Origin of the sequence: Sphingobium soli, from assembly GCF_020782245.1 — a bacterium.
Taxonomy (GTDB): domain Bacteria; phylum Pseudomonadota; class Alphaproteobacteria; order Sphingomonadales; family Sphingomonadaceae; genus Sphingobium; species Sphingobium soli.
The window spans coordinates 317,908-342,441 of record NZ_JAJGNP010000003.1 but is presented as its reverse complement, the minus strand read 5'-3'; the positions used below and the strand labels follow the sequence as shown (position 1 = coordinate 342,441).

Here is a 24,534-nt window from a genome sequence, read left to right as displayed (position 1 = left end):
GCCGGCGTCGAGCGCGGTCGAGGAGCAGGAAGCGCGCTTGCCCTGTTACTCGACTGCGCCCGAAACCAAGGACGACTGGTTCAGGCGGCCTGCGCCTTGAGCAATTTGTCGATAGTGAGCGGATAGTCACGCAGGCGGATACCGGTGGCATTGTAGATTGCGTTGGCCACCGCAGCGCCCGCACCACAAATGCCCAGTTCACCCACGCCCTTCGCCTTCATCGGTGAACTTTTGTCGTCCAGTTCGTCCACGAACAAGACGTCCTGATGCGGGATGTCGGCATGCACGGGCACCTGATATTCGGCCATGTCATGGTTGACGAAGAAGCCGAAACGGGTGTCGACGTCCAACGCTTCCATCAACGCAGCACCGACGCCCATGGTCATCGCGCCGATCACCTGGCTGCGCGCCGACTTGGGATTGAGAATACGCCCGGAGGCAAAAGCCCCGCCCATGCGCCGCACCCTAACCTCGGCGGTGTCCATGTCGACCCCGACCTCGCAGAAATGCGCACCGAACGTCGCCTGCGCATATTTCTTATCGAGATCGCCATATTCCATGCTGTCTTCGGCCCACAGCCCCTGCGCGCCGGCAAGCGACGCCAAGGTCTGCGACTGGTTGCCCATCCGCACCAGCCCATCTTCAAATTGCGCCTGCTCGGCCGCATAGCCCGCTTTTTCGGCCAGCTTGGCGCGCAGCGCCATAGCGGCGGCATAGACGCCAGCGGTGGAACTGTTGGCGCCCCACTGGCCGCCTGACCCGGCCGACACCGGGAAGCGGCTGTCGCCCAGGCGGACCGTGACCTGATCGAGATCGACGCCCAGCATTTCTGCGGCGGTCTGCGCGATGATCGTGTAGCTGCCGGTGCCGATGTCGGTCATGTCGGTTTCGACGATGACCTTGCCACTGCCGTCCACGCCGATGCGGGCGCCCGACTTTTCCGTCAGATTATTGCGGAAGGCCGATGCCATACCCATGCCCACGAGCCAGCGGCCGTCACGGACCTGGCCTGGCTTGGGATTGCGCCTTTGCCAACCAAAACGATCCGCACCCGCGCGCAGGCATTCCACCAGCTTGCGGCTTGAAAATGGCCGTTGCGGCCCGGCTTCGGGGTCGAATTGCACATCGTTACGGATGCGCAGTTCGACCGGATCGACGCCGCAGGCTTCAGCCAGTTCGTCCATGGCGACTTCCAGCGCGAGCAGTCCGACCGCTTCGCCCGGTGCGCGCATGGCATTGCCTTCAGGCAGGTTCAACGTGACCAGGCGGTGCGCGGTCATGCGGTTTTCGCCACGATAGAGCAGCCGCGTCTGCTGCGCCGCCGTTTCCGCGCCGCCGCCCGGCAAGTCGCCCGACCAGACTTCATGCGCGATCGCGTCGATCACGCCATCCTTGTCCGCGCCAATCCGGATGCGCTGAATCGTTGCTGGCCGGTGCGTCGTATTGTTGGGGATTTGCGGGCGGGCAATCGCCACCTTGACGGGCCGGCCCACCTGACGGGCGCCCAGCGCCGCCAGCAGTGCATCAGCGCGCAGGAACAATTTGGACCCGAAGCCGCCACCGATATAGGGCGACACGAACCGGATATTCTCCTTGGGAATGCCCAATGTCTTGGCCATGTCGCCCACGCTCCAGGCGATCATCTGGTTCGATGTCCACAGCGTCAGCTTGTCGCCGTTCCAGGCGGCGATGCTGGCATGGGGCTCCATCATCGCATGACTTTGATCCGGCGTGGTGTAGGTCTGTTCGACCTTGACCGCCGCCTTGGCAAAGGCACCGTCGAAATCGCCAGCCTTGGTATCGGCCGGGCCACCGAAGCCCTGCGGCGGAATGACGCCGTTCAGCCGCTCGGCCGCAAGATCGAATTTGCCATCTTCCGGCGCATAGTCGATGCGAACGAGGGCCGCGGCAGCGCGCGCATTTTCAAATGTATCGGCAACGACCAGCGCCAGCGCCTGCTCATAATGTTCGATCTGCGGACCGCCCAGCAGATGCGCGGTATTCATATTGCCTTTCGACAGCTTGCCGGCGTTGGCGTGGGTCACGATCCCCAGGACGCCAGGCGACGCTTCCGCCGCGGTCAGATCCATGGCGGCGATCCGGCCTTTGGCAATGGCGGACCCGACAATCCAGCCATAGGCGGCGTTGGGCGCGGCGTCGTGACGTTCATAGGCATAGGCTGCCGTGCCCGTCACCTTGGCCGGGCCATCAATCCGGTCATGCGCAATGCCGATGACGCGCCCCTTGTCGATCGGGTTCGGTCCTGCCGGGGTATCGAACTTCATGCCCGTGCCTCCTGCTGGCGATAAAGCGACGCCAGCGTCCTTTCGACCAACGGTCGTTTGAAATCATTATGTTCGGTCGTCCGTGCACCGGCCAGCGCGGCCTGCGCCACCGCCTTCGCGCCTTCGCTCGCGGCGGCGTCAGCCTCCGCCGTGCGCCAGGGCTTGGCGCCAATCCCGCCGAAAGCGAACCGGGCGGTTCCGTCCTTGCCGAAAATCGCCGCGACCGAAACCAGCGCAAAGGCATAAGAGGCGCGGTCACGCACCTTGCGATAGACATGAGTGCCTGCCACTGGCTTGGGCAGCGTCACCGAGGTGATGATCTCGCCCGCATTCAGCACCGTTTCCTTATGCGGCGTTTCGCCGGGAAGCAGGTGGAAATCGGCGATCGGTATCGCGCGTTTCGTCCCATCGGCCCCCATCGTCTCGACCTGCGCATCGAGCAGGCGCATCGCCACTGCCATGTCGCTGGGATGCTGGGCGATGCAGGCATCGCTGACGCCCAATATCGCGAGGCTGCGGCTCATGCCCTTGAGCGCGCCGCAGCCGCTGCCGGGCTTGCGCTTGTTGCAGGGCATGCGGATGTCGTAAAAATAGGGGCAACGGGTGCGCTGGAGCAGATTGCCCGCCGTCGTCGCCTTGTTGCGCAACTGGCCCGACGCGCCCGCGACCAGCGCGCGGCTCAACACGCCATAATCGCGGCGCACGGTTGTGTCCGCCGCAAGATCGGTATTGCGCACAAGCGCGCCGATGCGCAGGCCGCCCTCTTCCGTCTTTTCGATGCGGTCAAGGCCGAGCCGATTGACGTCGATCAGATGGGTCGGCGTTTCAATCTGCAATTTCATGAGGTCCAGCAAATTGGTCCCACCGGCGATGAAGCGCGCGCCCTGGACTGAGGCTGCGGCCTTTGCAGCCGCTTCCACGCTGTTGGCGCGTTCATAAGTGAAAGGCTTCATGCCTTGGACTCCCCGGCTACATCGCTAATAGCGGCGATGATATTGGAATAGGCTGCGCAGCGGCAGATATTGCCACTCATGCGCTCGCGCACTTCGTCCTCGCTGAACGCGACCCGATCAAGATTTTCGGTAACATGACTGGGAACGCCCGCCTTGATTTCCTCCAGCACCGACACGGCCGAACAAATCTGACCCGGCGTGCAATATCCGCACTGGTAGCCGTCATGGACGACAAATGCCTTCTGCATCGGGTGCAGGGCCTCGGGCGTGCCCAGCCCCTCGATCGTGGTGACTTGTTCGCCGTCATGCATCACCGCGAGCGTCAGGCAACTGTTGATGCGTCGCCCTTCGACGATGACGGTGCAGGCGCCACATTGGCCATGATCGCACCCCTTCTTGGTGCCGGTAAGCTTGAGATGCTCACGCAAGGCATCCAGCAGGCTGGTGCGCGGGTCCAGCTGCAAATGGACTTCCCGGCCGTTCACGGTGAGTTCGACAGGCGTCATCGGGGTTCCTCTTTTGGCAGGAGCGGACGGCGCGGCGTTCGCCTGCGTGGCAAGGGGAGCCGCCGCAGCAAGCGCTGCGCCGCCCTGGAAAAGCCCGCGGCGGGTAACATGATCGGATGTCATGGCTGGTCCGTCCCTCTCAATCTGTCGATGATTACGAAGCGCGGCGCGAAATGATCCGCCGCGTCAAAAAGTTTCGCTTGTGGCATGACGATAGAGCGTTTTGGGTAAGGTGAAAAGCCGGCGCGAACGGCGATCGATCCCATGACGCAATCCAGCTCCAGATTTCTGGACGCCGCCCATCTGGCGGCAAACTGCTGAACTAATGTGACTTTTATCCTTAGGGGAGGATAATTTCACTTTTCTGCAATTCTCCCCTTGCCCCCATGGCAGACCGCTGCTAGTTCGCCGCCACCCGCCGAGAGGAACACAGCCTCCGGCCGCCAGAGCGGGCGTAGCTCAGGGGTAGAGCACAACCTTGCCAAGGTTGGGGTCGAGGGTTCGAATCCCTTCGCCCGCTCCAGTTTTATCCAATGAAAACAGCAGATTAGCGGCCTTCGGGCCGCTTTTTTGTTGGAGACAACGCCCTCGGCAAAGCCCTTTGTCTCCATATTGTCTCCAGAAAATCCCCAAGAATGGGCCGCCCCTAGCGTTGGCTGGCGAAGGTTGCTCACGCTCGCTTGTGTCGCCGCGCGGCCTTTTCACCCCTCTGGGCGATCTCCGTGGCCGGAGACAAGGGTGCCGCCGGCTGGAGACAATTGGGCGGAACCTGGAGACAACGCGCTCAACGGCGGTGTCATGTCCGTTGCCGCCGTCGCTTTGCGCGCACCTCAGACCCTGCCGCTTGACGCCCCCATTCGGCCTCCCCGGTGAGGTGGTTTCGGACGCCTGACCGGCGCCGCGTCGGGGTCAAGCCCGGCCCGCACCAGACCGAGTAGGGCCTGACCCCGCCGCTCGCTTGCGCCGGTCGAACGCCTCCACGCCCTCGATCGGAGGGCTTCCCGAATGGAGGCAGTCATGCAGCTCATCACCGACACCATCCGCGCGCAGCGTATCGCCAACGGCCGCTTGAGCATCGAGCATCCCGAGTTCGATCCCAAGCCCGTCGTTAAGCTGTTCACGCCAGACGCCGGCGCCACCTGGCTCATCAGCGAGTGCGATCCCCAGGAGCCCGACATTCTCTACGGCCTCTGCGATCCCGGCCTCGGCGAGCCCGAGCTGGGCACGGTCAGCCTTGCTGAGATCGAGGCGCTGCGCGGCCCGCTCGGGCTCCCGATCGAACGCGACCTCTATTTCGAGGCGGCGTATCCGCTGAGCCGCTACGCCCGCCTCGCCAGTGGGGTCGGCCGGATCGTCACCTGACCGTTCGAGCGTCCCGTCATCCGGGCGGGGCGCTCGTTGCGGCGGGCAATGTCGGAGCGCGACGCTCCGGCTCAGGCACCCCAAGCCTCGATAACTTGCGACAGCGGGAAGGGATTCTGTTCCTTCCGCCATTCATGATAGGGCGCGGCCGTCTGGCTATAGGGACCAGGCTCCGGCCGGTCGAACTGGACGCGCGTCGGAATGTGGAAGGCGCTACCAAACACGATCGCTTCTCCTGACGATAGAATCGTCACTTGATCGAGAAGCCGTCGCGCCTGCATTGGAATGATGCGCCGGAAATGGTCGATGTCGTCAGGGTTTTGTAGGCGATGGCTGATGAAGTTGGCGCACTGACTGATGATAGTCTGGCTGATCTCGCTCGGCCGCTGGCTGGCAATGATGAGCGAAAGGCCGAATTTGCGGCCCTCCTTGGCGATCCGCTCGTAGGTCAACCGGGCGAGGCGATGTCCGCGATCCTCATCTGAGCGGGCCGGGCGCGCATAATTGTGTGCCTCTTCGAGAACGAGCACCCACGGATGCTTGTAGCGCGAGGCTGCGGGCAGGCGTTCACGCGCCTCCAGCAGCACCCGCCCGATCACCGCGCACGCATAGGGGAGAACCTCGTTGCTCAACATCGACAAGTCGAGCACCGAAACTTTCGGCCCTGTGGCAGCGCCAAGTCCGAAGCGCGCGAACCACGAGGACAGCTTCTCGATCTTCGTATCGGCTTCCTCATAGTTGAGGAAGGAACGCCACCGCTTATCGTCGAGGCGGGTTTTCAGCCGCAGCTTCAACGTCGTCAGATGGGCATCCACGCGGAACGTATCCTCCTTGGACACGGCGCGATTGATGAGCGACGGATCAGTGAGGGTTGCGCGGGCGATTGGTAGGGGAGAGTCAGCCGTGCGCGCGCCTGCTTCCGTTGTTTCGCTCCCGCTGACAATCAGCGCGCGGATGGCATCTTTGAGTTTGTTCCCCTCCGTCGAGATCGTGGCCTGATTAGCCATCAAATCCTGATTATACTGATCGACAGTGCGATGAGTGGCAAAGAGCGCTTCAAACGCCGCAGTGTCGATGTCCGTATCCGCGAGGTGTCCGACAATGGCATCACAGTAAGAACCGGCAAATTTTCGCTTCACTTTTGTAAGTTCGCTTAGCAACTGGTCGAGCGCGCTCATCGCATTTTGAAGCGCGCTCATGCTCGCAGCAGCCATCTCATCGCCGCCTTTGGCGATTGCCCACCAATCCTTGAGCACCGGCTCCTGCGTCTGTTCCGACGCGCTCAGCCACGCACAGATTTCCTCCGCATTCAGAAACCAGAGAGGAAGGCCGAACTCCTTCCCGTTGAGATAAACCCGATCAGGCAATCGCTGAACCGCTTCGGCGGACGGGAAGGCTTTGGCATACTCCCCATTGATGTCGAGGATGAAAACGTGCGGTTCCTCGGCAGCGCCATCGAGCGCCGCCATCGCCTTTTGGATCAGGCTAGATACGGAAAATGACTTGCCCGAGCCGGTATTGCCCACGATCGCCAAGGGCCTGGAGAACAGGTCATTGTAGGACGCACGGACGACATTGCGATCCTGTCCGGTAGGAAAACCGATTTTCAGATCGCAGTCGAAATCCTTTTCGTCATAGCCTTCAGGCCTGTTGAGCCGAGGCGGAATCTCGAACACTGCACGCAGGATGTCCGGCGACCCGATTTCCGCCGGTGTATCGAGCGTCGGCAGCACGGAAATGCCCGGACTGAAGGCGGGCTCGTCATCGGTATGTTCGATCGTCCCCAGCAACTGCACGCTGGCAGCGCGGCGCGGCTTCATGAGTTCGAGGCTGAGATCATCGCCGCTGCCGGGATCGAACGTCTCGCGGGCTTCGAGATCGGTGATGATGCCAATCACCGTTTCGCCGGCGCCCAGCGAAAATGTGAGGTAGGCGTTGATGGCAATCGCCGCCTGGACCCCATCCGGCGTCGCGCGCAGCGCCGATCGGGTCTCGGGCAGCAGCTCCACCTTCACCCGAAAGCCCTGAACCGAGACGATGTGGCCGACGAGCCGGGGATTATCCATTCGTCGTCTCGGCGTCCGGTTCGGCCAACGTCGCGGACGAAGCAATCTGCTTCTCGAAGCGCCGCAAGCGTAGGAAATCGTCGAGCCACTGCACGTCCGGCATCACCGTTCGCGCGAAATCGTCAAAGGTCGCGTGCTTGAACGGCGCTGCGGCGAAGGCATCCGTCGTCGGACACAGGACGAAGGCGCGCTTGCCGAGATCCTTGTATCGTCGGATGCGCTCGATCACCGCACTGTTCGGATTGGGTTTGACCACCAGCATCACCAGCGACGGATTCATCAGCGCGTTCTCGATGATCCGGCTGACATGATCGTCGCCAAAGCCATATCCGAGCACGAGGAGGAAGGTCTGGGGGATGCCGAGACGGACCTGAAAAGACCGGAACAGATGCGCGTAGGGCATCGTCAGCGTTTGAGCGAATTTGTTGGCGGTCGGCAGGATTCCGACCGAGGGCGTGCCTCCGGCCAAAGCCACGAGCGATCCCGCCTTCTCCTGCGGGGTCAGGGCGGCGTATGACCGAAACGGAGCAAGGTCGGGGTGACGCGCGCGCATTTCATTGCCATGCTCGAACCAGTGGATCGAGCCGTGCAGCTTGTAGAAATGCAGAAACTTGTCGAAGCGTCGGACACGCCCCTCCGCCACCTCGCCGGGATAGTAGATGTCCAACCCATAGACGGAAGGATCGAACCGCGCCGACGCGCGCCCGGTGAACCCGTCGAAATACTGCACGCCGAGCAATTCAAGCGCCTGCTCGAACAGCGTGTCATAATTGAGCGTGAAAAGATGAGTGCGCCCGAGATTGCTATCCCGCGCCACGAGCTTGGACAGGAACGCGAGATGCGGCGCGATCTTGTCGGCGGACGCGGCCGGCCCGATGTCCGGCAGAGAAAGCGCGCATTCGGCGAAGATCGCCATGCGAAGCCGATCGCCGAACCAGCGCAGGTCGGCAACGCTGGGCGCGGGCGTGCTGGGCCAGGTCACGGCGGAAAATGGCCCGCCCGCTGATTCCACAACGACCAGGGCATTGGCGACGAACGAGAGCCATGCCTCGAAACCGATTGGCTCATCGTCATCGAAGGCGGCAAGAAGGACAGCGTTTTTACGGGCTTCGATAATGGGAGTGATCGAGGCCGGAATGTCGGGCAGCGCCTCTATCGCGGCGAATACTGCCGTTTCGAGATTGGCCATCGTCTTGCCGCCGACGGAAACCGACGTGCCCGATCCCGTCAGGACGACGAGATTCTCCATCCGCAGCCATTCGGAAATGAGCGCCTGAAGGCGGACGCGCCCCTGCTTCTGATCGAGGCCCGCCAGCAAATCTCCGACGCCGCCGTCTTCGGCGAGGCCGATGAGCTGATATTCGATAGGCGCTGGCGGCACAGCCGTCATAATTCTCCCCCCCTTACATGCCACCACGCTTACACGCTGATGATCTGAAACCCTTTCCGTGCCGCCAATATCGTCAGCCTGCGCGAGCGGCCGTCTTCGGCTTCGCCCGGCGTTTGGTGGTGATCTTGCCGGACCTGGCTGCGGCCCCGAGAGCAACATCGCCCAAACGCTCGATCCGCAACGGCGCCCGTGATGGCAGCCGCACGATCAGATCGAGTTGCCCACCAACCGCCTCGACATAGCTCCTGAGCGTCGAGAGATACATATCGGCCTGCTTCTCGATCTTGGATACCGAGGGCTGCTTGACGTTGAGCGCCGAAGCGATCTCGACCTGAGCCTTGCCCGCCACGCGGCGCAATTCGCTCAGGCTCTCCACTTGCTCCTTCAGCTCCTGCGCGCGCGCCTCGACACGGGCGCGGCGCGCTTCGGGAAGCGCGGCAACGACATCATTTAGATTCCGGCCCATCACTTCTTTCCCTTCTTCGCGGCCGCCAGCCGATCAAGGTGCGCTTGGTAGCGTTTGTCCGCCTTGGTGATGAGCGTCTTGTAGAAACGCTTTTCACTGCCGCCGGACTTGTCACCAGCTACCAAGAGGATCGCCCTGCGCTCGGGGTCGAACGCGAAGGCCACCCGCCACACACCGTTATCGGCATCGAACCGCAATTCCTTCATGTTCGCGAACGACGAGTCGTTCAGCGTGTCCGCGTGCGGTCGGCTCAGTTGTGGACCGAACGCGGCGAGGAGCTTGGCCGAAGCGAGCAGTTCGTCCTGCACCGCTTCCGGCAATTCCTCGAACTCCGCATCAAACTCGTCGCCGAACGCGACTTTCCATTCCATATATAGCCTCCAAGCTATATCGTCAAGTTTGGCCTGTTGGGCGCTGGCCCATTCACTGGCAGCGTGGCAACCCTTCGGTGAGAAGATGAGCATCGACGGGCCGGCGATGGTTTCGCCCTTGATGTTTTTGCCCCGATAAGTCCTATAGAGTGAGTATCCCCCGGTGGTCCCTGCTCTGCATACCGCCGGGGCACTTTATTTCTAGCCACAGCCGACAGTGTTCGCAACGCGCTTCCAGCGTGCGGATTATGCTGTTGCTGTCCTCATCCTATAGGGTTTTGAGGGGGAAAGCCTTCCCCTGCTGACAAGCCCCGGACGGGTCTCGCCAGACCCCTTCGAGCGGGGACACCCCGCAACACCCCGATATAGAGCGCGGGGATTTAAGGAGCGCACTCTGGCGGCTGACGCCGCGCAGGGGTCGCGCGTCATTTTCTCCAGCGCAGCACTCTCGCTCTGGCGGGAGGGCACGGCGACGGCTGGCCCCCAGGCCCGCGCGCACGCCGCCGCGCCGGCCGTCCGCCGCAAGGGTGCGTCTCTTGGTGGCGCCGCGAGCGGCGCGGTGCTTGGGGCTCCGCCCCTGGCGCACTTCGGAGCGTCTTCCGCCCAGCTTCCTCCGCTTCGCTCCGTGCAGCCGGTTCCCCGCGAAGCCGCCCCTCCGTTTGCACCCCCGGTCTCGCCGACGGGCAGGATTTCAGCGCGGCGCTTCCCGCTGCGCGGAAACCCAAGGAGTAGGAAGATGACCAAGACTGTTCAAATCGAAACCACCGCTGCCGAGCCTGTGTCGGGCATCGAGATTTTCGTGCCCCTCAACAAGCTCAAGAAGTCCCCCAAGAACGCCCGCAAGGTGCCGCATGGAGAGGCCGCCATCGAGGCGCTGGCCGCTTCCATCGGGCATAAGGGCTTGATCCAGAACCTTGTGATCGAACCGGAAATGAAGGGCGACAAGCCGACCGGCGCCTATTTCGTCACCGCTGGCGAAGGCCGCAGGCTGGCCTATCTGTTGCGCGCCAAGCGCAAGCAGATCAGGAGGAACCACCCGGTTCGCTGCCGTCTCGACACCGAGAACGACCCGTCCGAGATCAGTCTGGACGAGAACGTGACCCGGACCCCGATGCACCCCGCCGATCAGTTCGAGCGGTTCCGTGAGCTTGCGGACGGCAAGGGATGGGGCGCGGAGGAAATCGGCGCGCGGTTCGGCGTGTCGGGCGGTGTGGTGAAGCAGCGGCTTCGCCTTGGCGCTGTGAGTCCGAAGCTGTTACAGGTCTATCGCGAGGACGGGCTGACCTTGGATCAGCTTATGGCCTTTGCCATCACCGAGGAGCACGCCCGGCAGGAGCAGGTATTCGAGAACCTGCATCACAACCGGGAGCCGTGGATCATTCGGCGCGACATGACCGCCAACAACGTGCCCGCCGATGATCGCCGTGCCGTGTTCGTCGGAGCCGACGCCTATATCGAAGCGGGCGGCAACATCATCCGCGACCTGTTCAGCGAGGATCGAGGCGGTTTCTTCGAGGATGCCGGTTTGCTCGACATGCTTGCCGTCGAGAAGCTGCGCGAGATCGCGGACGGAGTGCAGGCAGAGGGGTGGAAGTGGGTTGAGGCCCATATCGACTATCCCCATGCCCACGGTATGCGGCGCTTCTATCCGCAGGCCGTGGACCTGTCTGACGAGGACGAGGCCCGGCTTGATGCCCTGTCCACCGAGCATGACGAGCTTGCCGAAAGCTATTCGTCCTATGACGAAATGCCCGAGGACGTGGCGGCGAAGCTGGAAGCGGTGTCCGATGAGATCGACGCCATTTCAGCCAAGCGTTACGCCTACGATGCCAACGTGATCGCGCATGGCGGGGTGTTCGTCGTGCTTCACCATGACGGCACGGTCAGGATCGAGCGGGGTTTCGTCCGTCCCGAGGACGAGGCGCTGGCCGATCCGCAGCCCGAGGACGAGGCCGACGCCATCGACCCGGAGGCCGGAGACGTCGCGCAGGCCGAGGACGGCGACGAGGACGTTCAGGATTTCGAGGATGAGGACGAGGAACCGGGCAAGCCCATTTCCGACAGCCTCATTCGCGACCTGTCCGCCCACCGGACGCTGGCCCTTCGCGTGGCGCTTGGCGAGCAGCCCGGCGTTGCGTTGATCGCCGTGACCCATACGCTGACCGCGCAACTGTTCTACAGCTACGCCGAGGCCGGTTGCCTTGAAATCCGTCCGACCGTGACCCCGCTTGGCGGTCATGCGGCGGGGATCGAGGATACGCCGCTGGCGGCGCGGGCGAGCGAGGCGCATGACGCATGGGCCGAGCGGATGCCGCGTGACGCGGCCGACCTGTGGGGCTTCATCGTCGCGCTGGGCGATGAGCAGCGGTTGGCGTTGCTGGCGCATTGCGCGTCCCGCACCGTCAACGCCCTGCGCCTGCCGTGGGATCGCAAGCCCCGGACGCTGCAAACGGCGGACAGGCTGGCGACCGCGCTGGCGCTGGACATGGCGAAGGACTGGACGCCGACCGTGGACAGCTACCTTGGCCGTGTCACCAAGGCGCATATCCTTGAGGCCGTGGCCGAAGGGGTGTCGGAGGATGCGGCCCGCCGTATCGCGGACAAGAAGAAGCCGGACATGGCCGAAGCCGCCGAGCAGCGTCTTGCCGGGAAGGGCTGGCTTCCCGCCGTGCTGCGAACGCCGGAGCCGGAGGCCGAACCCGTCGAGACGGAGGACGCCGAAAGGATCGCGCAGCCGTCCGAAGCGGAGGCCCCCGATACCGGAGCGCAGGACGGCGAGGCCGTGGAGGTCGAGGCGGTGGAGCAGCCGACCGAACCCGAGGCGGACGCCGACCGTGAGCCGGTGGACGAGGACGCCGCCTACTCGGTTGCCGCCGAGTAGCACGGCAAGAGGCCGGGGCCGCGCGAGCGGTCCCGGCCTTCCTTTTGTTCCGGTGTCGCGCAGCCCTGTCCCGCGCGATGCCGCACCCCGCAAGGAGGCTCCATCATGCGTCGCCGCTTCCGTGTCATTGCCCGCCGCAACAACCAGCCCGGAATATTCTGCTGTGTGCGGTATGGTGAGCCGATCAACGACTTTTCCGAGGATCGCACCATCGTCCACGATTATGTTCTGGACCATTGCACCGCCTTCATAGCCGAGCATCGCGCCTGTGCGGGCCGTCCCTTGTTCAACGCGGCGGCGGCGCGGCGCTGGCGGGAGGCGCACCGCTGATCGACGCCTGCGGCTTCCCTTACACAGCCTGCGAAAAATCGTGGCCGGGCCCCTCACCGGGCGCGGCCGCTCTGTCATGAGGATGATCGGCGCTCGCCGGGCATGGCCCGGCTCGCGATTCTATCAATCCTCGGTCAGCAGGCTCTCAAAATCCCGGCCGCCATAGAAAACCGACTACGACGACCGCCGTGTCTTCCACCGCGAAGGCGATGGTGACGCGGCGGCGCCAGGCCGTCGTCCGCAAGCCCGGCCGCAGATCGTCGCGCATCGTGCCGCGATGGGGAAATCGGTCAGCTTGCCGATATGGCCGACGATGCCATCGGTGAAACGCTGCGCAATATCCGGCGACGCGGCAGCGGCGATATGGTCGTAAATGGCATCGAGATGGTCACGCGCTTCCGGCGTGAGGACGATGGAATGTCCCACGTTCAGCCGCGCTTGGCGACCCCCTTGTGGCGTTCGGCCAGGCCGGCGCGCACGTCTTCGAGCGGAATCCCGCGCGAAGGATCGGCCTTGTAGGCGTCATAGGCGGGAACGACCTCGTTGCGCAGCCATTGCTCGACAGCCCGGTCCCGCGCCTGGAGCGCGCGCAGCCGGTCGCGGATCACTTCGCTTTCGCTGGCATATTCGCCCGACGCCACCTTGGCGCGGACCTGCGCCGCCATGTCGTTCGGCAGCGTCACGCTGAACTGTTGAGTCGTCCGCATGTATGGGCTCCTTTACGGATATGATTTAATCCTATCCGCACTATCCTTCAAGGTCGCTCGCCGCAGCTCACGCGACCAGAGGGCGGGAGCGCCCCGCCCATGTCGGGCGATGCGCTGCGCCGGCCAGCGCAGCTAGCCCCTATTCGCCAGCGTCCCGGTCCCGAGACCACGCTCGACCGGCATCGCACAGGCCGGGCCGGGACCTGTCCGAAACGTAAGGGGCGCCCCGCCCGCCGATCTTCCGTATGGCAGCGCCGCGCTCCTCTGCATCGGCCGCAACGCCGCGAAAGCCGGGGCCACGTCGCCCTTGCGGCTCGCCCGGTCGAAACCCGCCCGTCCCGCCTTGGGCACCGAACCATCGCCGGCGCTGCCACGGCCGGCAGGCGGCAACGCCCCTCCGACCATCTCGTCAGGCCCATGTTTTTGCACGGCACCGCCGCCCACGCGGCCTCTCGAAAGGCTTGTCTGGCCGAAGCCCGCCCGTCTCCCCGCAACGGCGGCGGGCGATTTTTTTTCGCCGCCGACCATGCCGGCTTTGCATCGCGAAGCCAAAAAAACCGCCCGCCGCCGCCAGCCACTTCGTTCCGCCCTTCGGGTGCGGGCCGGTCGTCCCCCGTCCGATCGACAGCCATCGAGGCCGCGATAGGCGCGGTCCCGAAGCAAGAAAGGACTGACGACATGATCCGCGGAACCTTCACCAACTCCGATCGCGGCTACACCGGCGAAATCCGCTCCTTCGGCGTGCGCGAGCAGGTCGAACTGCGCCGGGTCGAGGGCAAGGACAACGACAAGGCCCCCGACTTCCGCATCCATCCGGCCGACGACGATGGATCGACTACGGCGCCGCCTGGGCGAAGATCAGCAAGGAGAATCGCCCTTACGTCTCGTTCAAGCTGACCCTTCTCGGCGGCACGCCGGTCTATCTCCGGCTGTTCAAGAACGAGACGACCCCCGGCATCTACGAGCTGGTCTCCGACTGACCCGCCGCGCCCCGCCCGACATGGGCGGGGCGCTCCTCTTCCGATCGTCCGAAAGGAGCGCGACGATGCACAGCCATTCCACCACACTTCCGGTTTTTGTCTTCGGATCGAACCTCGCCGGCCGTCACGGCAAGGGCGCCGCCTTATGGGCGCGGCGGCATCGCGGCGCGATCTATGGTCGGGGCGTCGGACGGCAAGGCAACGCCTACGCTATTCCGACCAAGGATGCACAACTGAGGCCGCTCCATCTCGGCGAGATACGTGGATATGTCGGAGGCTTCCTCCAATATGCCCGGCTACATCCCGACTTGTCGTTCGAGCTGACGCCGATCGGCTGCGGCCTGGCCGGATTCCGGCCCGACCAGATCGCCCCCATGTTCGCCAATGCGCCCGCGAACGTCCGCTTGCCCGATGTTTTCCGCGCGGTGCTTGCCGCACGCCCGAACTGACGCGCCCGGAACGGCGGACGAGGTAAACGGCCTTGCGGCCGCGCCGGTATCCCGGCGGTCGCGTCGTCTATCCCCCTCCCTTGGGGAAGGATGGCGCATTGATCGGCAATCCGCCGCGCGGGACGCGGCGGGAGGCTTGGGGCTCCGCCCCCAGCGCCCTTCGGAGCGGCTTCCGCCCAGCTTCCTCCACGCTTCGCGTTCCGTGCAGCCGGTTCCCCGCGAAGCCGCCCACTCCGGTTGCACCCCCGGTCTCGCCGACGGGCAGGGTTTCAGCGCGGCGCTCCGCTGCGCGGAAACCCAGACCCAAGGAAAGGAAAGACCCATGAGCATCCATCACCTTGCTACCCGGTTCGGCCGCAACAGCCATCAGATCGGCGGTTATGAGCCGCTCGACAACGAGGCGCTTTATCGCCACGTCCCGTCCATCTTCGCCCGCGAGGCGCACGACAGCCGTTCCGAGCGGTATGTCTATGTCCCCACCATCGATATCGTGGAAGGATTGCGCCGGGAAGGATGGTTCCCGTTCTTCGCCGTGCAGTCCGTTCCCCGCGACGGCAACCGCCACGGCCACGCCAAGCATATGCTGCGCCTGCGCCGGGAGGACGGCATCGGCAAGCCCGAGGCCGCCGAGGCGATCATCGTCAATTCGCATGACGGCACGTCCGCGTTCCAGCTATTCGCGGGTATGCTGCGGTTCGTCTGCACCAACAGCATGATCGCGGGCGAGCGGTTCGAGGAGGTGCGCGTGCCGCACAAGGGCAATATCGAGCACGACATTATCGAGGGCGTTTACACGGTTGCCGAGGACTTCCCCCGGCTGATCGACGCCAGCGAGACGATGAAGGGGGTTCGGCTGTCCGAGGATGAGCAGCGCTTGCTTGGCGAGGTCAGCCTTGTCGCCCGCTATGGCGAGGATGAAAGCCCGCTCACCCCGGAGCAGATCATCGAGCCGCGCCGCTACGAGGATCGGGGCGATAGCCTGTGGACCACGTTCAACGTCATTCAGGAGAACGTCATTCGGGGCGGACTGCATGGCCGCAAGCGCAATGCCGAGGGCCGTATCCGCCGCAGCCGTTCGCGTCCGATCAACAGCATCGACCAGAATGTGACGCTCAATCGCGCGCTCTGGACGCTGGCCGAGGGGATGCAGCGCCTCAAGGCGGGTTGACCCTTCGCGCGCCGCAGGGCTGGACCGTCCGGCCCTGCGGCTTGCCTTTTCCGACATCGCAGAACGCCGCCGACCCGCCCCCGGATCGGCGGCGGCCGCGTGTCCCGATGGTCCGCGCGGCCGCCGGAAGGGTCGCGCTCGCCGGGCGTTCGCCCGGCTCGCGATTGGGATATTCCCATTCCCCTAAGACGACTATAATAGTCGTTTTCGTAGCGAATGACCCGAAGGTTGTGGAGGTGATCTTGCATGATCACTTCCCGCCAGGTGCGGGCCGCTCGCGCACTTCTCGGCTGGACACAGGAGACGCTCGCCGAGAAGGCCATCATTGCTCTGACCGCACTCAAGCGGCTGGAATCGGAGAGTTATAAGCCCGTGAACGACAATACTCGGCATCAGGTGATGAAAGCGCTGGAGGCGGCCGGGATCGTCTTCCTCGATTCGGATCGCGGCCGAGGCGTGCTGCTCGTGACGGATTCAAGTCCCGAACAGCGCAAGTAACCGGCAACGGCGCGGGTCCAACTGTTCGCATAGCATCAGACGGCCATAGCAAAGACGGTGCGATTACTTCGGTCCATTATGGTGTATAGACCATGAATCAGCAGGCGCAGGGGGCTATGGCTGAAAGCGGAACAAGGCGATGGCGATAGCCGCTTTCGAGGATCGCGCCCCGGACGCGAACTATGTCACCGCCTATGACGAGCGCCATCATCGCACCTATTGGCGACTGCTCGATGCGGCCGACGAAAATGCCGACTGGCGCGAAGCCGTTCGCATCATCTTCGGGATCGACCCTGCCGCCGAACCGGAACGCGCCCGCTCCGTCTATGACTCGCATCTCGCCCGCGCCCGCTGGATGACCGAGACCGGCTATCGGCATTATTTGCGCCCGCCACCGAACTGAGAACGGCACCAAGATACGCGCGGCGGCGCCGATAATCCTTTCAAGATGCTGATATGAATCCGCTATGCGGCCGCCTGCCCGGCAGGGCTTCTCGGCAACGGCGGCGGTGAGAAAATCTTCCAACGCGCCCCGCAGAGGGCCATGCTTGGGAGGGTTACGATGCCGCCTGAGAGGGACTGGCGCGCGCCCCTGGACGAGACCGGGGACGACGCGCTGCAATATACGGACATCGCCATCGGCTATCTCGGCCGCAACGCTCGCTATCGCGCCGAATACCGCCGCGCGCTCGGCCGCGTGAAACGGGGCGCGATCTCCGCCGACGATGCGACCGCCGCCCTGGTGGATCGCTGGGGGATCAGCTACCACGCCGCGCCCGGCGCGGCCTTCGACCGCAAGCTGGCGGTCGCGCGCCCGGACCTTTCGCCGGCCAGCATCATCCTCGCGCCCGCGATCGCCGGCATCGGCGCCAGCCCGCTCGACTTGGCGGCGCTCGGCGATGTTCGCGCCCGGATCAGGATGGGCGACGTCCTGCACGTTATCCTCGCCGATCCCGATGGCGACGAGCATCTATGCGTGTGCGGATCATGTCACCGCCCGATGGCTTTGATGGTGCCGGTCGAGCCCGACCCCTTCGCGCGCCTGGCATCGGCCGAGCGCCTGTACCGACGCCTCAGCGGCATGGCGGCCGGCCCGCCGGCGCTGCGCCCGCCGCCCTTCCGGCGCGAACATCTCCTCACCCTGCTGCAAGTGCTCGACGGCCTTCACGCGGGCGCCAGCCAGCGCGAGCTGGCCGCCTCGCTGATCCATCCCATGGTCCGCCGCTACACCCCCACCGAATGGATTGAGAGCAAGCAACGCAAGTGCATCAGACGCTGGATCAAGGAAGCCGTCGAATTGCGTGACGGCGGCTACATCCGGTTGCTGCGCGGCGGCTGAGGGGGACATTCAGAGCCCTGTCTCCGGCGTCCCCTTCTCCGCATAGGGGGCATTTCGCCACAATTCCCTCTTGTCCGCCGGACCTCTTTTCCGGGGCCGGCCGCCACCCGGAGGATCATCATGGCCGAGCCTGTCGCCGCCACAACGCCACGCTATCTCAAGACGCCCGACGCGGCGATCCACCTTGGTCTCTCGGCCCGCACGCTGGAGAAGCATCGCTGCTTCGGCACCGGCCCGGTGTTCCGCCGCCTTGGCGGCCGCATCGTCTATGCGATCGCCGATCTCGACGCCTGGGCCGCCCTCGGCACGCGCCGTTCCACGTCCGATCCGGGCAACGGCGTGGTCCATCCCGCCAAGCGCCTGCCCACCGACTGCGTGCGCCGCTGAGCACCGATGCCCACCGCACGCCCCCTTTCCGGCCGGTCGAGCGCCGAGCGCACGCAGCTTGAGCTGTTCCGCTCGGTCCCCGGCGACCTTGCGGCCCGCGACGCGCAGGACTTGATGGCCTGGCCGTTCTTCAGCCTCGCCAAAGCCCGCCGCACCGCGCCCATCGACTTCCGCATGGGCGCGACATGGATCTCGGTCGAGGCCGTGCCCGAGCATGGCATGGCGACTATTTGGGACGCCGACGTGCTGATCTGGGCAGCGAGCCAGCTCATCGAGGCGCGCGACGCCGGACGGCCGACCTCGCGCCTCATGGTGACGACGCCGCACGAGATATTGGCCTTCACCCGGCGCGGCACCGGCAAGGCGAGCTATGAGCGGCTGAAAGCGGCGCTCGACCGGCTGCAATCCACCACCGTCGCCACGTCGATCCGGCAAGAGCATCAGCGTCGCCGCCATCGTTTCTCATGGATCAACGAATGGCGCGAGCTGGCGGACGGCAACGGCCGCGCGCTCGGCATCGAGTTGATCCTGCCCGACTGGTTCTATGCCGGCGTGCTCGACCGCGCGCTCGTGCTGACCATCGACCGCGCCTATTTCGACCTGACTGGCGGGCTCGAACGCTGGCTCTACCGCATCGTGCGCAAGCATGGGGGCCGCCAGCAGGGCGGCTGGAGCTTCGACGTTCCGCACCTTTACCTCAAGTCCGGCGTGCTCTCGCCGCTGCGCCGTTTCGCGTTCGAGCTGCGCGCCATCGTCGCGCGCCAACCGCTTCCCGGCTACGTCCTCACGCTCGAACATGCGCTCGGCCGCGACCGGCTGAATTTCACGCCCGTCGCGCAAGATCCGCTCGACGCCGCCATGCGCCGCGTCGGCCTCAAGCCTGTGGAGAACTGGCCATGAGGTTCGGACTATCGGGAACGCCCGGATTCGGACGATCGGGAACGCGCGACACGGACTTTCGGGAACGGACGGGCCTCGCAAACCCGCAGAAATCCTCGCGGAATCGCGCCCCCTCTAACAGTGCTAATAGAAAAGAATCCTTCGGATTCTTGCTAACGCGATCGCGCGTCGTGGATTTCGAGCCGGGTCTCGCAGATCGCGTCCGCCGTTCGGCCGATCGGGGCGGGAGGCGGACGCCATGACGATCCTCGTCGGCGACTGCCGCCAGCTCATGCCCGAGCACGCGCCCTTCGACATGATCCTCGCCGATCCGCCCTATGGCGACACGGCACTCAAATGGGATCGCCGGGTCGAAGCCTGGCATCGCCTGTCCGTGCAGTGCCTCAAGCCGACCGGATCGCTGTGGGTGTTTGGTTCGCTGCGCTACTTCATGGCGGACACGCCCCGCTTCGAAGACGCCGGCCTGAAATATGCCCAGGAGATCGTCTGGCGGAAACCGAACGGCAGCGGGATGGCCGCAGACCGCTTCAAGCGCGTCCACGAACACGTGGTCCAGTTCTATCGCCGGGACGCCAAATGGAGTGACATCTACAATGATGTCCAGCGTGTCCCAGCGCTGCACAAGAGCAAATCGGTAAGGAGACAGCGACCCGATCGCGTTGGGCACGCTGGCAGGATCGGCGCCCACGAATATCACGATGACGGGATGCGGATCATGAAATCCGTCATCGACGCGAAAAGCCCTCGCGGCGGCATCCATCCGACCGAAAAGCCGATCGGACTGCTGGAAGTCCTGATCCGCACATCCTGCCCGCCAGGCGGAACCATCGGCGATTTCTTCGCTGGATCGGGCGCGGCGGGTGAGGCCGCCACGATGATCGGCCGCGTCTATGTGGGCTGTGAGATCGACCCCTTGATGGCGTCGCGAGCGCAAGCGCGGCTCGCCGCCCTGTTTCCCTTTTTCGACCAGCCCGGAGACGAAAGATGATCGACGACCGGCCCCCCGCCGTGCGCGGCGGCGGCGCGTTCAGCGCGCTCGCCCGCGACGGCCTCACCCATGTCGAGCTGACCTGGATCGAGAAGAAGCTGGAGCACTGGATACGCTTCGGCCGCATCGCCCAGGACCGCATCCTGACCCGCCGCACCCGCGTCGTCGGCTTCCGTCCGGGCGCCGTCTTCGCGTTCGTGCGCTGGGCGGCCAACGACTTCGGAACGATCGTCTCGCGCATCGACGTGGTGCGCGCGGTCGCAGCCAACGAGCCATACACGACGCTGCCGTTCGTGCGGCCGGGCGGCGACATCCTGCTCAAGATCGAAGGTTGGCCGAAGGTTAGCCAAGTGCTTGCCGCGATCGACGCGGTGGAAGCGGCCGGCGTCGATCCCTGCGACGCGGCGGCCGACCATTGGCGGCACGTCCACAACCGCATCGCCGCCGGCCAGCAGCCGCGCCTCTACACGACCGAGCGCCATCACGCCTGGCTCAAGCGCCGGGAGATCGAGGGATGACGCGCCGCCGCTCTGTCATGGCGACGGCCATCGCCGCGTCCGCCTTCGCCGCGGCCTTCGTCGCCATCGCCGTCGCCGATCCGGTCCCGCGCGTCATCTGGAACGCCAGCGCGAGCGCGCCGATCGGGCTCTACCGCATCCATCCCGAGAGCGATCCCGCCATCGGCGCGCTGGTCGCCATCACGCCGCCCGAACGGCTTGCCCGCTGGCTTTCGGCGCGCGGCTATCTGCCCGAAGGCGTGCCGCTGCTGAAGCATGTCGCGGCGAAGGCCGGGCAGCGGGTTTGCCGTGCCGGCGTCATGGTGAGCGTCGATGCCCGGCGCGTCGCCATCGCCCGCACGCGCGACGGTCAGGGCCGACCGCTGCCGGTCTGGCAGGGGTGCCGCACGCTCCAATCGGGCGAGCTGCTGCTGCTCAATCCCGCCCATCCCGACAGTCTGGACGGCCGCTATTTCGGCCCGCTGCCGGCCTCCGCCGTCATCGGACGCGCCACGCCGCTCTGGCTGCGCGCGCCGTCCCCAACTCCTTCAACCCCCGAAGCCAAGGAGATCGGCCATGCAAACCAACATCTTTGAATCCACCGCCGACGGCTATGCCGGCCGCGTTCGGCTGTTCGGCATCAACGAGCAAATCGTGCTTGTCGCGCTCGATCCGAGCGACGCCGAAAACGCGCCCGACTACCGCGTTCACCTCGACGACGAGGACGGCCCCGACGTCGGCGGTGCGTGGAAACGGGTCGGCGAACGCGCGGGCGACTATATCGCGCTGGAGATCGACAGCCCGCTTTTCCCGGCGGCGTTCCGGCCGGTGCTGTTCCGCGCCGATGACAATGGGCGGACGTTCCGGCTGTCGTGGAAACGCCCCCGGCCGCGCGACGATCGGAGCTGATCGGTGCCTTTCCCGATCATCCCTCTGTTCGCGGAAAGGCCGCATCATCCCTCCGTCCCGCTCGGTCGCAGGCCGGCCGGCGCGCGCAGCGAAGGTCAAGGGCGGCCCCCGGCCGGCGCATCGCGCGCACCCTTTACAGCAGCGAGCACGCTGGCCGGCTGGCGGCGGAGCGGGGGCGGGTCGGCCGTCCTGCTCGCGGTCCTGCTGCTGCTCACGCCGGGCGCTGCGCCCGTCGCCGCGCTGGCGCAGGACGCGCCGCCCGAGCGATCGGCCGCGCGCCATCCCTATGCCGCCCATGTCTCCGACGCGGCCCGGCGCTTCGGCATCCCCGAGCGCTGGATATGGGCCGTCATGCGCGTCGAGAGCAACGGCGATGTTCGCGCTGTCTCGACGGCCGGGGCGATGGGCCTCATGCAGATCATGCCCGGCACCTGGGCGGGGCTGCGCGCGCGCCATCGCCTCGGGTCCGACCCGTTCGATCCGCGCGACAACATCATGGCGGGCGCGGCCTATCTGCGCAAGATGCACGACCGCTACGGCAACGTGACGGCGATGCTGGCCTCCTACAATGCGGGGCCGGGCCGCTACGACGAACACCTGTCGCGTGGTCGGCCGCTGCCCGCCGAGACGCGCGCCTATCTCGCAAAGCTGGCGTCGATCACGGGTGGTTCGGACGACACTCAGTTTGCCACCGCGCCGCCATCCGATCCGTTCGTATGGCGCCGCGCCGCGCTATTCGCGGTGCGGCCGGGCGCGGTTTCGCCAGCGCCGCTATCCGCCGATCGCACGGCATCCGAGGTGCAGCCGGAACGACCGGCCGACGCCCGCACCGGGCTTGTGCTGGCCGATGCTGCCCCGCCTTCCAACAGCCTGTTCGTCCCGCTTTCCGGCCGCTCACCGCCATGAGCGGCTCTCGCGCGCTCTGGCGGGTTTCGGCGCAGGCTTTCGCAACGCCGGAAGGGAGCAGTGCTGTCTTTCTGAAGGGGGAAGGTCGAGGGCAAGATAAAGGGCGGCAATGTGCGGAGCCCCTGCGCCTCGGTTGTGGCCTTGATTCTCAAGGCTTTCGGGCATTGCTGCGCAATGTGTGCGGAAATCCCGCACTGTGCGGCGCAGGGCCAAAGCCTGCCGCCATCAGGGTTCGCCGCACATTGCGGCCTGTCGCGCCATGAGCCTCGACGACGATTTCCGCATCCGGCCTGGCCGCATCCGCTCGCGGGGCAGCCAGCGGGCGCTGCCGATCATCAACCAGGCGCTCGCCGCTGCGCAGAGGGCGGGCGGCCATGTCTCGCGGCAGGGCCGGATCATCGCGCCGGGCCGCTCGACCTTCGGCCGGGGCCGCGTGGCGAGCGTGCGCGCGACCCACCGGCTCGGGCACCGATCGCGCCAGGTCGTCGTAAAGGCGCGCGTCGTCCGGCACGGCGGCCGCGCCTCGCTCGCCGCTCACCTCAATTACCTGCAACGCGATGGCGTCACCCGCGACGGCGAAAAGGGTGTGCTGTTCGGCGCGGAGGCGGATGGCCTCGACCGCCACGAGCTTGCGGCGCGCTGCGAGGACGATCGCCACCATTTCCGGTTCATCGTCTCGCCCGAGGACGCCGAGCAGATGCGCGACCTCAAGGGCTTCACCCGCGAGCTGATGACGCGGATGGAAAAGGATCTTGGCACCCACCTGGACTGGCGCGCGGTCGAGCATTGGAACACCGACAACCCGCACGTCCACATCATCGTGCGCGGCGTCGCCGAGGACGGGCAGAACCTCGTCATCTCGCGCGACTATATCCGCGAGGGGATGCGGGCGCAGGCGCGCGAGATCGTCACCCAGGAACTCGGCCCGCGCACCGACCTCGAAATCCGGCAATCGCTGGAGCGGCAGGTCGAGGCCGAACGCTGGACCGAGATCGACCGCGACCTTTCGCGGACCATGCAGCGCAACGGGCTGATCGACACGGCGCCCGAGCCCGGCGTCCGGCCCGACGGCGACCATGTGCTGAGGATGGGACGGCTGCGCAAGCTGGAGCGGCTCAGCCTCGCCAGCGAGATCGCACCCGGCCAATGGACGCTGGCGGATAACGCCCAGGCCGCCTTGCGCGAGCTGGGCGAGCGCGACGACATCATCAAGCGGATGCACAAGGCGATGAGCGACCGCGGCATCGACCGGGGCGCCGGCAGCTACGTCCTCGACGCCGATCCGGCTCAGCCCGTTGTCGGCAGGCTCGTCGATCGCGGCCTGCATGACGAGCTGACCGGCAAAGCCTATGCGATCGTGGACGGGATCGACGGCCGCACCCACCATGTCCAGCTTCCCGACATCGAGGCGACCGGCGATTGCCGGCCCGGCGCGATCGTTGAGCTGCGCCGCTTCGAGGATCGGAAAGGCCGGCAGCGGGTGGCGCTGGCGGTGCGCTCCGACATGGACATCGAGGCGCAGGTCCGCGCGCCGGGGGCGACCTGGCTCGACCGGCGCAACCTGTCGAGCGACGGCCATGATCTCGGCGGCGGCTTCGGGACCGAGGTGCGCGCCGCGATGGAGGCCCGCGCCGAGCATCTCGCCGACGAGGGACTCGCGCGTCGGCAAGGCCAGCGCATCATCTTCGCGCGCAACTTGCTCGACACGCTCCGCCGGCGCGAGCTGGACGCGGCCGCCAAGGACTTGTCCGCCGAGATCGGCCTGCCGCACGCGCCGTCCAAGGCCGGGGAGTATGTCGCGGGCACCGTGCGCCAGCGCATCACGCTTGCCTCGGGCCGTTTCGCCATGATCGACAACGGCCTGAGCTTCCAGCTCGTGCCTTGGTCCCCCTCGCTCGACCACCAGATCGGCAAGCACATCTCCGGCGTCATGCGCGCGGGCGGCGGCGTCGATTGGTCGTTCGGGCGCGCCCGGGGGCTGGGCCTGTAGGGCAGATCGCCCCGCGCCGCATACATCCCGATGGCGCGGCGCATCGTCATTGACCCCGAGCGCGCAGAGAGTCGGGCCGTGATCCGGCTATCGCATGAATATTCTCCCAATAACGTCGATCACGCTCAGAAATATAACAGTCCAAACTACGCTACTCCCTGTCTTTCTACGCTAGACTTTCCTTCATAATAACAGTGACTTGATTT

General features: G+C 65.6%; 26 protein-coding genes, 1 tRNA gene and 1 pseudogene. 18 read left to right on the top strand and 10 right to left on the bottom strand.

The genetic code is table 11. The features are described from left to right. Positions 1–80 precede the first annotated feature (80 nt). The 3 genes from paoC to paoA are packed head-to-tail and all read right to left on the bottom strand — an operon-like array spanning position 81 to position 3,867. Entirely contained in the window at positions 81–2,285 is a 2,205-nt protein-coding gene (paoC, locus tag LL253_RS06405; RefSeq protein WP_228226605.1) for an aldehyde oxidoreductase molybdenum-binding subunit PaoC, read from the bottom strand. Then, positions 2,282–3,238, bottom strand: a complete 957-nt coding sequence (locus tag LL253_RS06400) for an FAD binding domain-containing protein (protein WP_228221068.1) — start codon at positions 3,236–3,238, stop codon at positions 2,282–2,284. Before LL253_RS06400 ends, paoC begins: the two co-directional genes overlap by 4 nt. Continuing rightward, entirely contained in the window at positions 3,235–3,867 is a 633-nt protein-coding gene (gene paoA / locus LL253_RS06395) for an aldehyde dehydrogenase iron-sulfur subunit PaoA (protein ID WP_228226604.1), read from the bottom strand. Before paoA ends, LL253_RS06400 begins: the two co-directional genes overlap by 4 nt. A gap of 325 nt (positions 3,868–4,192) precedes the next feature. On the opposite strand from paoA, the gene LL253_RS06390 reads away from it, so the two are divergent. Then, positions 4,193–4,267 (top strand) — tRNA-Gly (locus LL253_RS06390). A 494-nt stretch (positions 4,268–4,761) separates the two neighbouring features. Beyond that, on the top strand, positions 4,762–5,106 hold the full coding sequence (locus LL253_RS06385) for a DUF2958 domain-containing protein (RefSeq protein WP_228226603.1): 345 nt from the start codon (positions 4,762–4,764) through the stop codon (positions 5,104–5,106). 71 nt (positions 5,107–5,177) lie between these two features. Here LL253_RS06385 and LL253_RS06380 read toward each other — a convergent pair whose 3' ends face one another. From LL253_RS06380 to LL253_RS06365, 4 genes are all read right to left on the bottom strand, one after another. Beyond that, positions 5,178–6,839, bottom strand: a complete 1,662-nt coding sequence (locus LL253_RS06380; protein WP_228226602.1) for an ATP-binding protein — start codon at positions 6,837–6,839, stop codon at positions 5,178–5,180. Between the two features lie 325 nt (positions 6,840–7,164). Next, positions 7,165–8,562, bottom strand: a complete 1,398-nt coding sequence (locus LL253_RS06375; protein ID WP_228226601.1) for an SIR2 family protein — start codon at positions 8,560–8,562, stop codon at positions 7,165–7,167. A gap of 73 nt (positions 8,563–8,635) precedes the next feature. After that, positions 8,636–9,031: an XRE family transcriptional regulator gene (locus LL253_RS06370; RefSeq protein WP_456115071.1), complete on the bottom strand. Its 396-nt coding sequence runs from the start codon at positions 9,029–9,031 to the stop codon at positions 8,636–8,638. Next, a complete protein-coding gene (locus tag LL253_RS06365; RefSeq protein WP_228226600.1) occupies positions 9,028–9,399 on the bottom strand; it encodes a type II toxin-antitoxin system RelE/ParE family toxin in 372 nt (123 codons plus the stop codon). The genes LL253_RS06370 and LL253_RS06365 overlap by 4 nt, the downstream gene beginning before the upstream one ends. Before the next feature lie 736 nt (positions 9,400–10,135). On the opposite strand from LL253_RS06365, the gene LL253_RS06360 reads away from it, so the two are divergent. Together LL253_RS06360 and LL253_RS06355 are read left to right on the top strand one after the other, a co-directional pair. After that, positions 10,136–12,280 (top strand): ParB/RepB/Spo0J family partition protein, encoded by a 2,145-nt coding sequence (locus LL253_RS06360; protein WP_228226599.1) that lies wholly within the window; start codon positions 10,136–10,138, stop codon positions 12,278–12,280. A 105-nt stretch (positions 12,281–12,385) separates the two neighbouring features. Next, entirely contained in the window at positions 12,386–12,610 is a 225-nt protein-coding gene (locus LL253_RS06355; RefSeq protein ID WP_228226598.1) for a hypothetical protein, read from the top strand. A 145-nt stretch (positions 12,611–12,755) separates the two neighbouring features. On the opposite strand, the gene LL253_RS19765 is transcribed toward LL253_RS06355, so the two are convergent. The 3 genes and pseudogenes from LL253_RS19765 to LL253_RS06345 form a co-directional block, all read right to left on the bottom strand. Beyond that, complete coding sequence (locus LL253_RS19765; protein WP_266100886.1) at positions 12,756–12,878, bottom strand: hypothetical protein; 123 nt, start codon at positions 12,876–12,878, stop codon at positions 12,756–12,758. 59 nt (positions 12,879–12,937) lie between these two features. Further along, positions 12,938–13,036, bottom strand: a pseudogene (locus LL253_RS06350) (type II toxin-antitoxin system RelE/ParE family toxin); the annotation flags it as partial. Between the two features lie 2 nt (positions 13,037–13,038). Next, positions 13,039–13,317, bottom strand: a complete 279-nt coding sequence (locus LL253_RS06345; RefSeq protein WP_228226597.1) for a ribbon-helix-helix domain-containing protein — start codon at positions 13,315–13,317, stop codon at positions 13,039–13,041. 678 nt (positions 13,318–13,995) lie between these two features. Here LL253_RS06345 and LL253_RS06340 point away from each other — a divergent pair. The 14 genes from LL253_RS06340 to LL253_RS06275 all read left to right on the top strand — a co-directional run bounded on the left by LL253_RS06340 (position 13,996) and on the right by LL253_RS06275 (position 24,328). Next, on the top strand, positions 13,996–14,214 hold the full coding sequence (locus tag LL253_RS06340) for a DUF736 family protein (protein ID WP_266100885.1): 219 nt from the start codon (positions 13,996–13,998) through the stop codon (positions 14,212–14,214). Between the two features lie 148 nt (positions 14,215–14,362). Continuing rightward, the gene (locus LL253_RS06335) at positions 14,363–14,746 is read left to right on the top strand and encodes an A1S_2505 family phage non-structural protein (RefSeq protein ID WP_228226596.1); all 384 of its coding nucleotides are present in this window, start codon (positions 14,363–14,365) and stop codon (positions 14,744–14,746) included. Between the two features lie 322 nt (positions 14,747–15,068). Further along, a complete protein-coding gene (locus LL253_RS06330) occupies positions 15,069–15,914 on the top strand; it encodes a DUF932 domain-containing protein (RefSeq protein ID WP_228226595.1) in 846 nt (281 codons plus the stop codon). A gap of 246 nt (positions 15,915–16,160) precedes the next feature. Further along, a complete protein-coding gene (locus LL253_RS06325) occupies positions 16,161–16,412 on the top strand; it encodes a helix-turn-helix domain-containing protein (RefSeq protein WP_066549555.1) in 252 nt (83 codons plus the stop codon). A 139-nt stretch (positions 16,413–16,551) separates the two neighbouring features. Next, on the top strand, positions 16,552–16,815 hold the full coding sequence (locus tag LL253_RS06320; RefSeq protein ID WP_228226594.1) for a DNA -binding domain-containing protein: 264 nt from the start codon (positions 16,552–16,554) through the stop codon (positions 16,813–16,815). Between the two features lie 159 nt (positions 16,816–16,974). Next, positions 16,975–17,751 (top strand): DUF2285 domain-containing protein, encoded by a 777-nt coding sequence (locus tag LL253_RS06315; RefSeq protein ID WP_228226593.1) that lies wholly within the window; start codon positions 16,975–16,977, stop codon positions 17,749–17,751. Between the two features lie 120 nt (positions 17,752–17,871). Beyond that, the gene (locus LL253_RS06310) at positions 17,872–18,138 is read left to right on the top strand and encodes a helix-turn-helix transcriptional regulator (RefSeq protein ID WP_228226592.1); all 267 of its coding nucleotides are present in this window, start codon (positions 17,872–17,874) and stop codon (positions 18,136–18,138) included. 6 nt (positions 18,139–18,144) lie between these two features. Next, positions 18,145–19,038 (top strand): replication initiator protein A, encoded by an 894-nt coding sequence (locus LL253_RS06305; RefSeq protein ID WP_228226591.1) that lies wholly within the window; start codon positions 18,145–18,147, stop codon positions 19,036–19,038. Between the two features lie 238 nt (positions 19,039–19,276). After that, positions 19,277–20,026 (top strand): DNA-methyltransferase, encoded by a 750-nt coding sequence (locus tag LL253_RS06300; protein WP_228226590.1) that lies wholly within the window; start codon positions 19,277–19,279, stop codon positions 20,024–20,026. Beyond that, positions 20,023–20,544, top strand: a complete 522-nt coding sequence (locus LL253_RS06295; RefSeq protein WP_228226589.1) for a DUF2840 domain-containing protein — start codon at positions 20,023–20,025, stop codon at positions 20,542–20,544. Before LL253_RS06300 ends, LL253_RS06295 begins: the two co-directional genes overlap by 4 nt. After that, positions 20,541–21,119 (top strand): S26 family signal peptidase, encoded by a 579-nt coding sequence (locus tag LL253_RS06290; RefSeq protein WP_228226588.1) that lies wholly within the window; start codon positions 20,541–20,543, stop codon positions 21,117–21,119. The genes LL253_RS06295 and LL253_RS06290 overlap by 4 nt, the downstream gene beginning before the upstream one ends. Next, complete coding sequence (locus LL253_RS06285; RefSeq protein ID WP_228226587.1) at positions 21,100–21,432, top strand: DUF736 domain-containing protein; 333 nt, start codon at positions 21,100–21,102, stop codon at positions 21,430–21,432. The genes LL253_RS06290 and LL253_RS06285 overlap by 20 nt, the downstream gene beginning before the upstream one ends. 3 nt (positions 21,433–21,435) lie before the next feature. Continuing rightward, on the top strand, positions 21,436–22,338 hold the full coding sequence (locus LL253_RS06280) for a lytic transglycosylase domain-containing protein (protein WP_228226586.1): 903 nt from the start codon (positions 21,436–21,438) through the stop codon (positions 22,336–22,338). A gap of 259 nt (positions 22,339–22,597) precedes the next feature. After that, positions 22,598–24,328 carry a relaxase/mobilization nuclease domain-containing protein gene (locus LL253_RS06275; RefSeq protein ID WP_228226585.1) on the top strand — a complete coding sequence of 577 codons (1,731 nt, stop codon included), beginning with the start codon at positions 22,598–22,600 and terminating at the stop codon, positions 24,326–24,328. Positions 24,329–24,534: the final 206 nt, after the last annotated feature.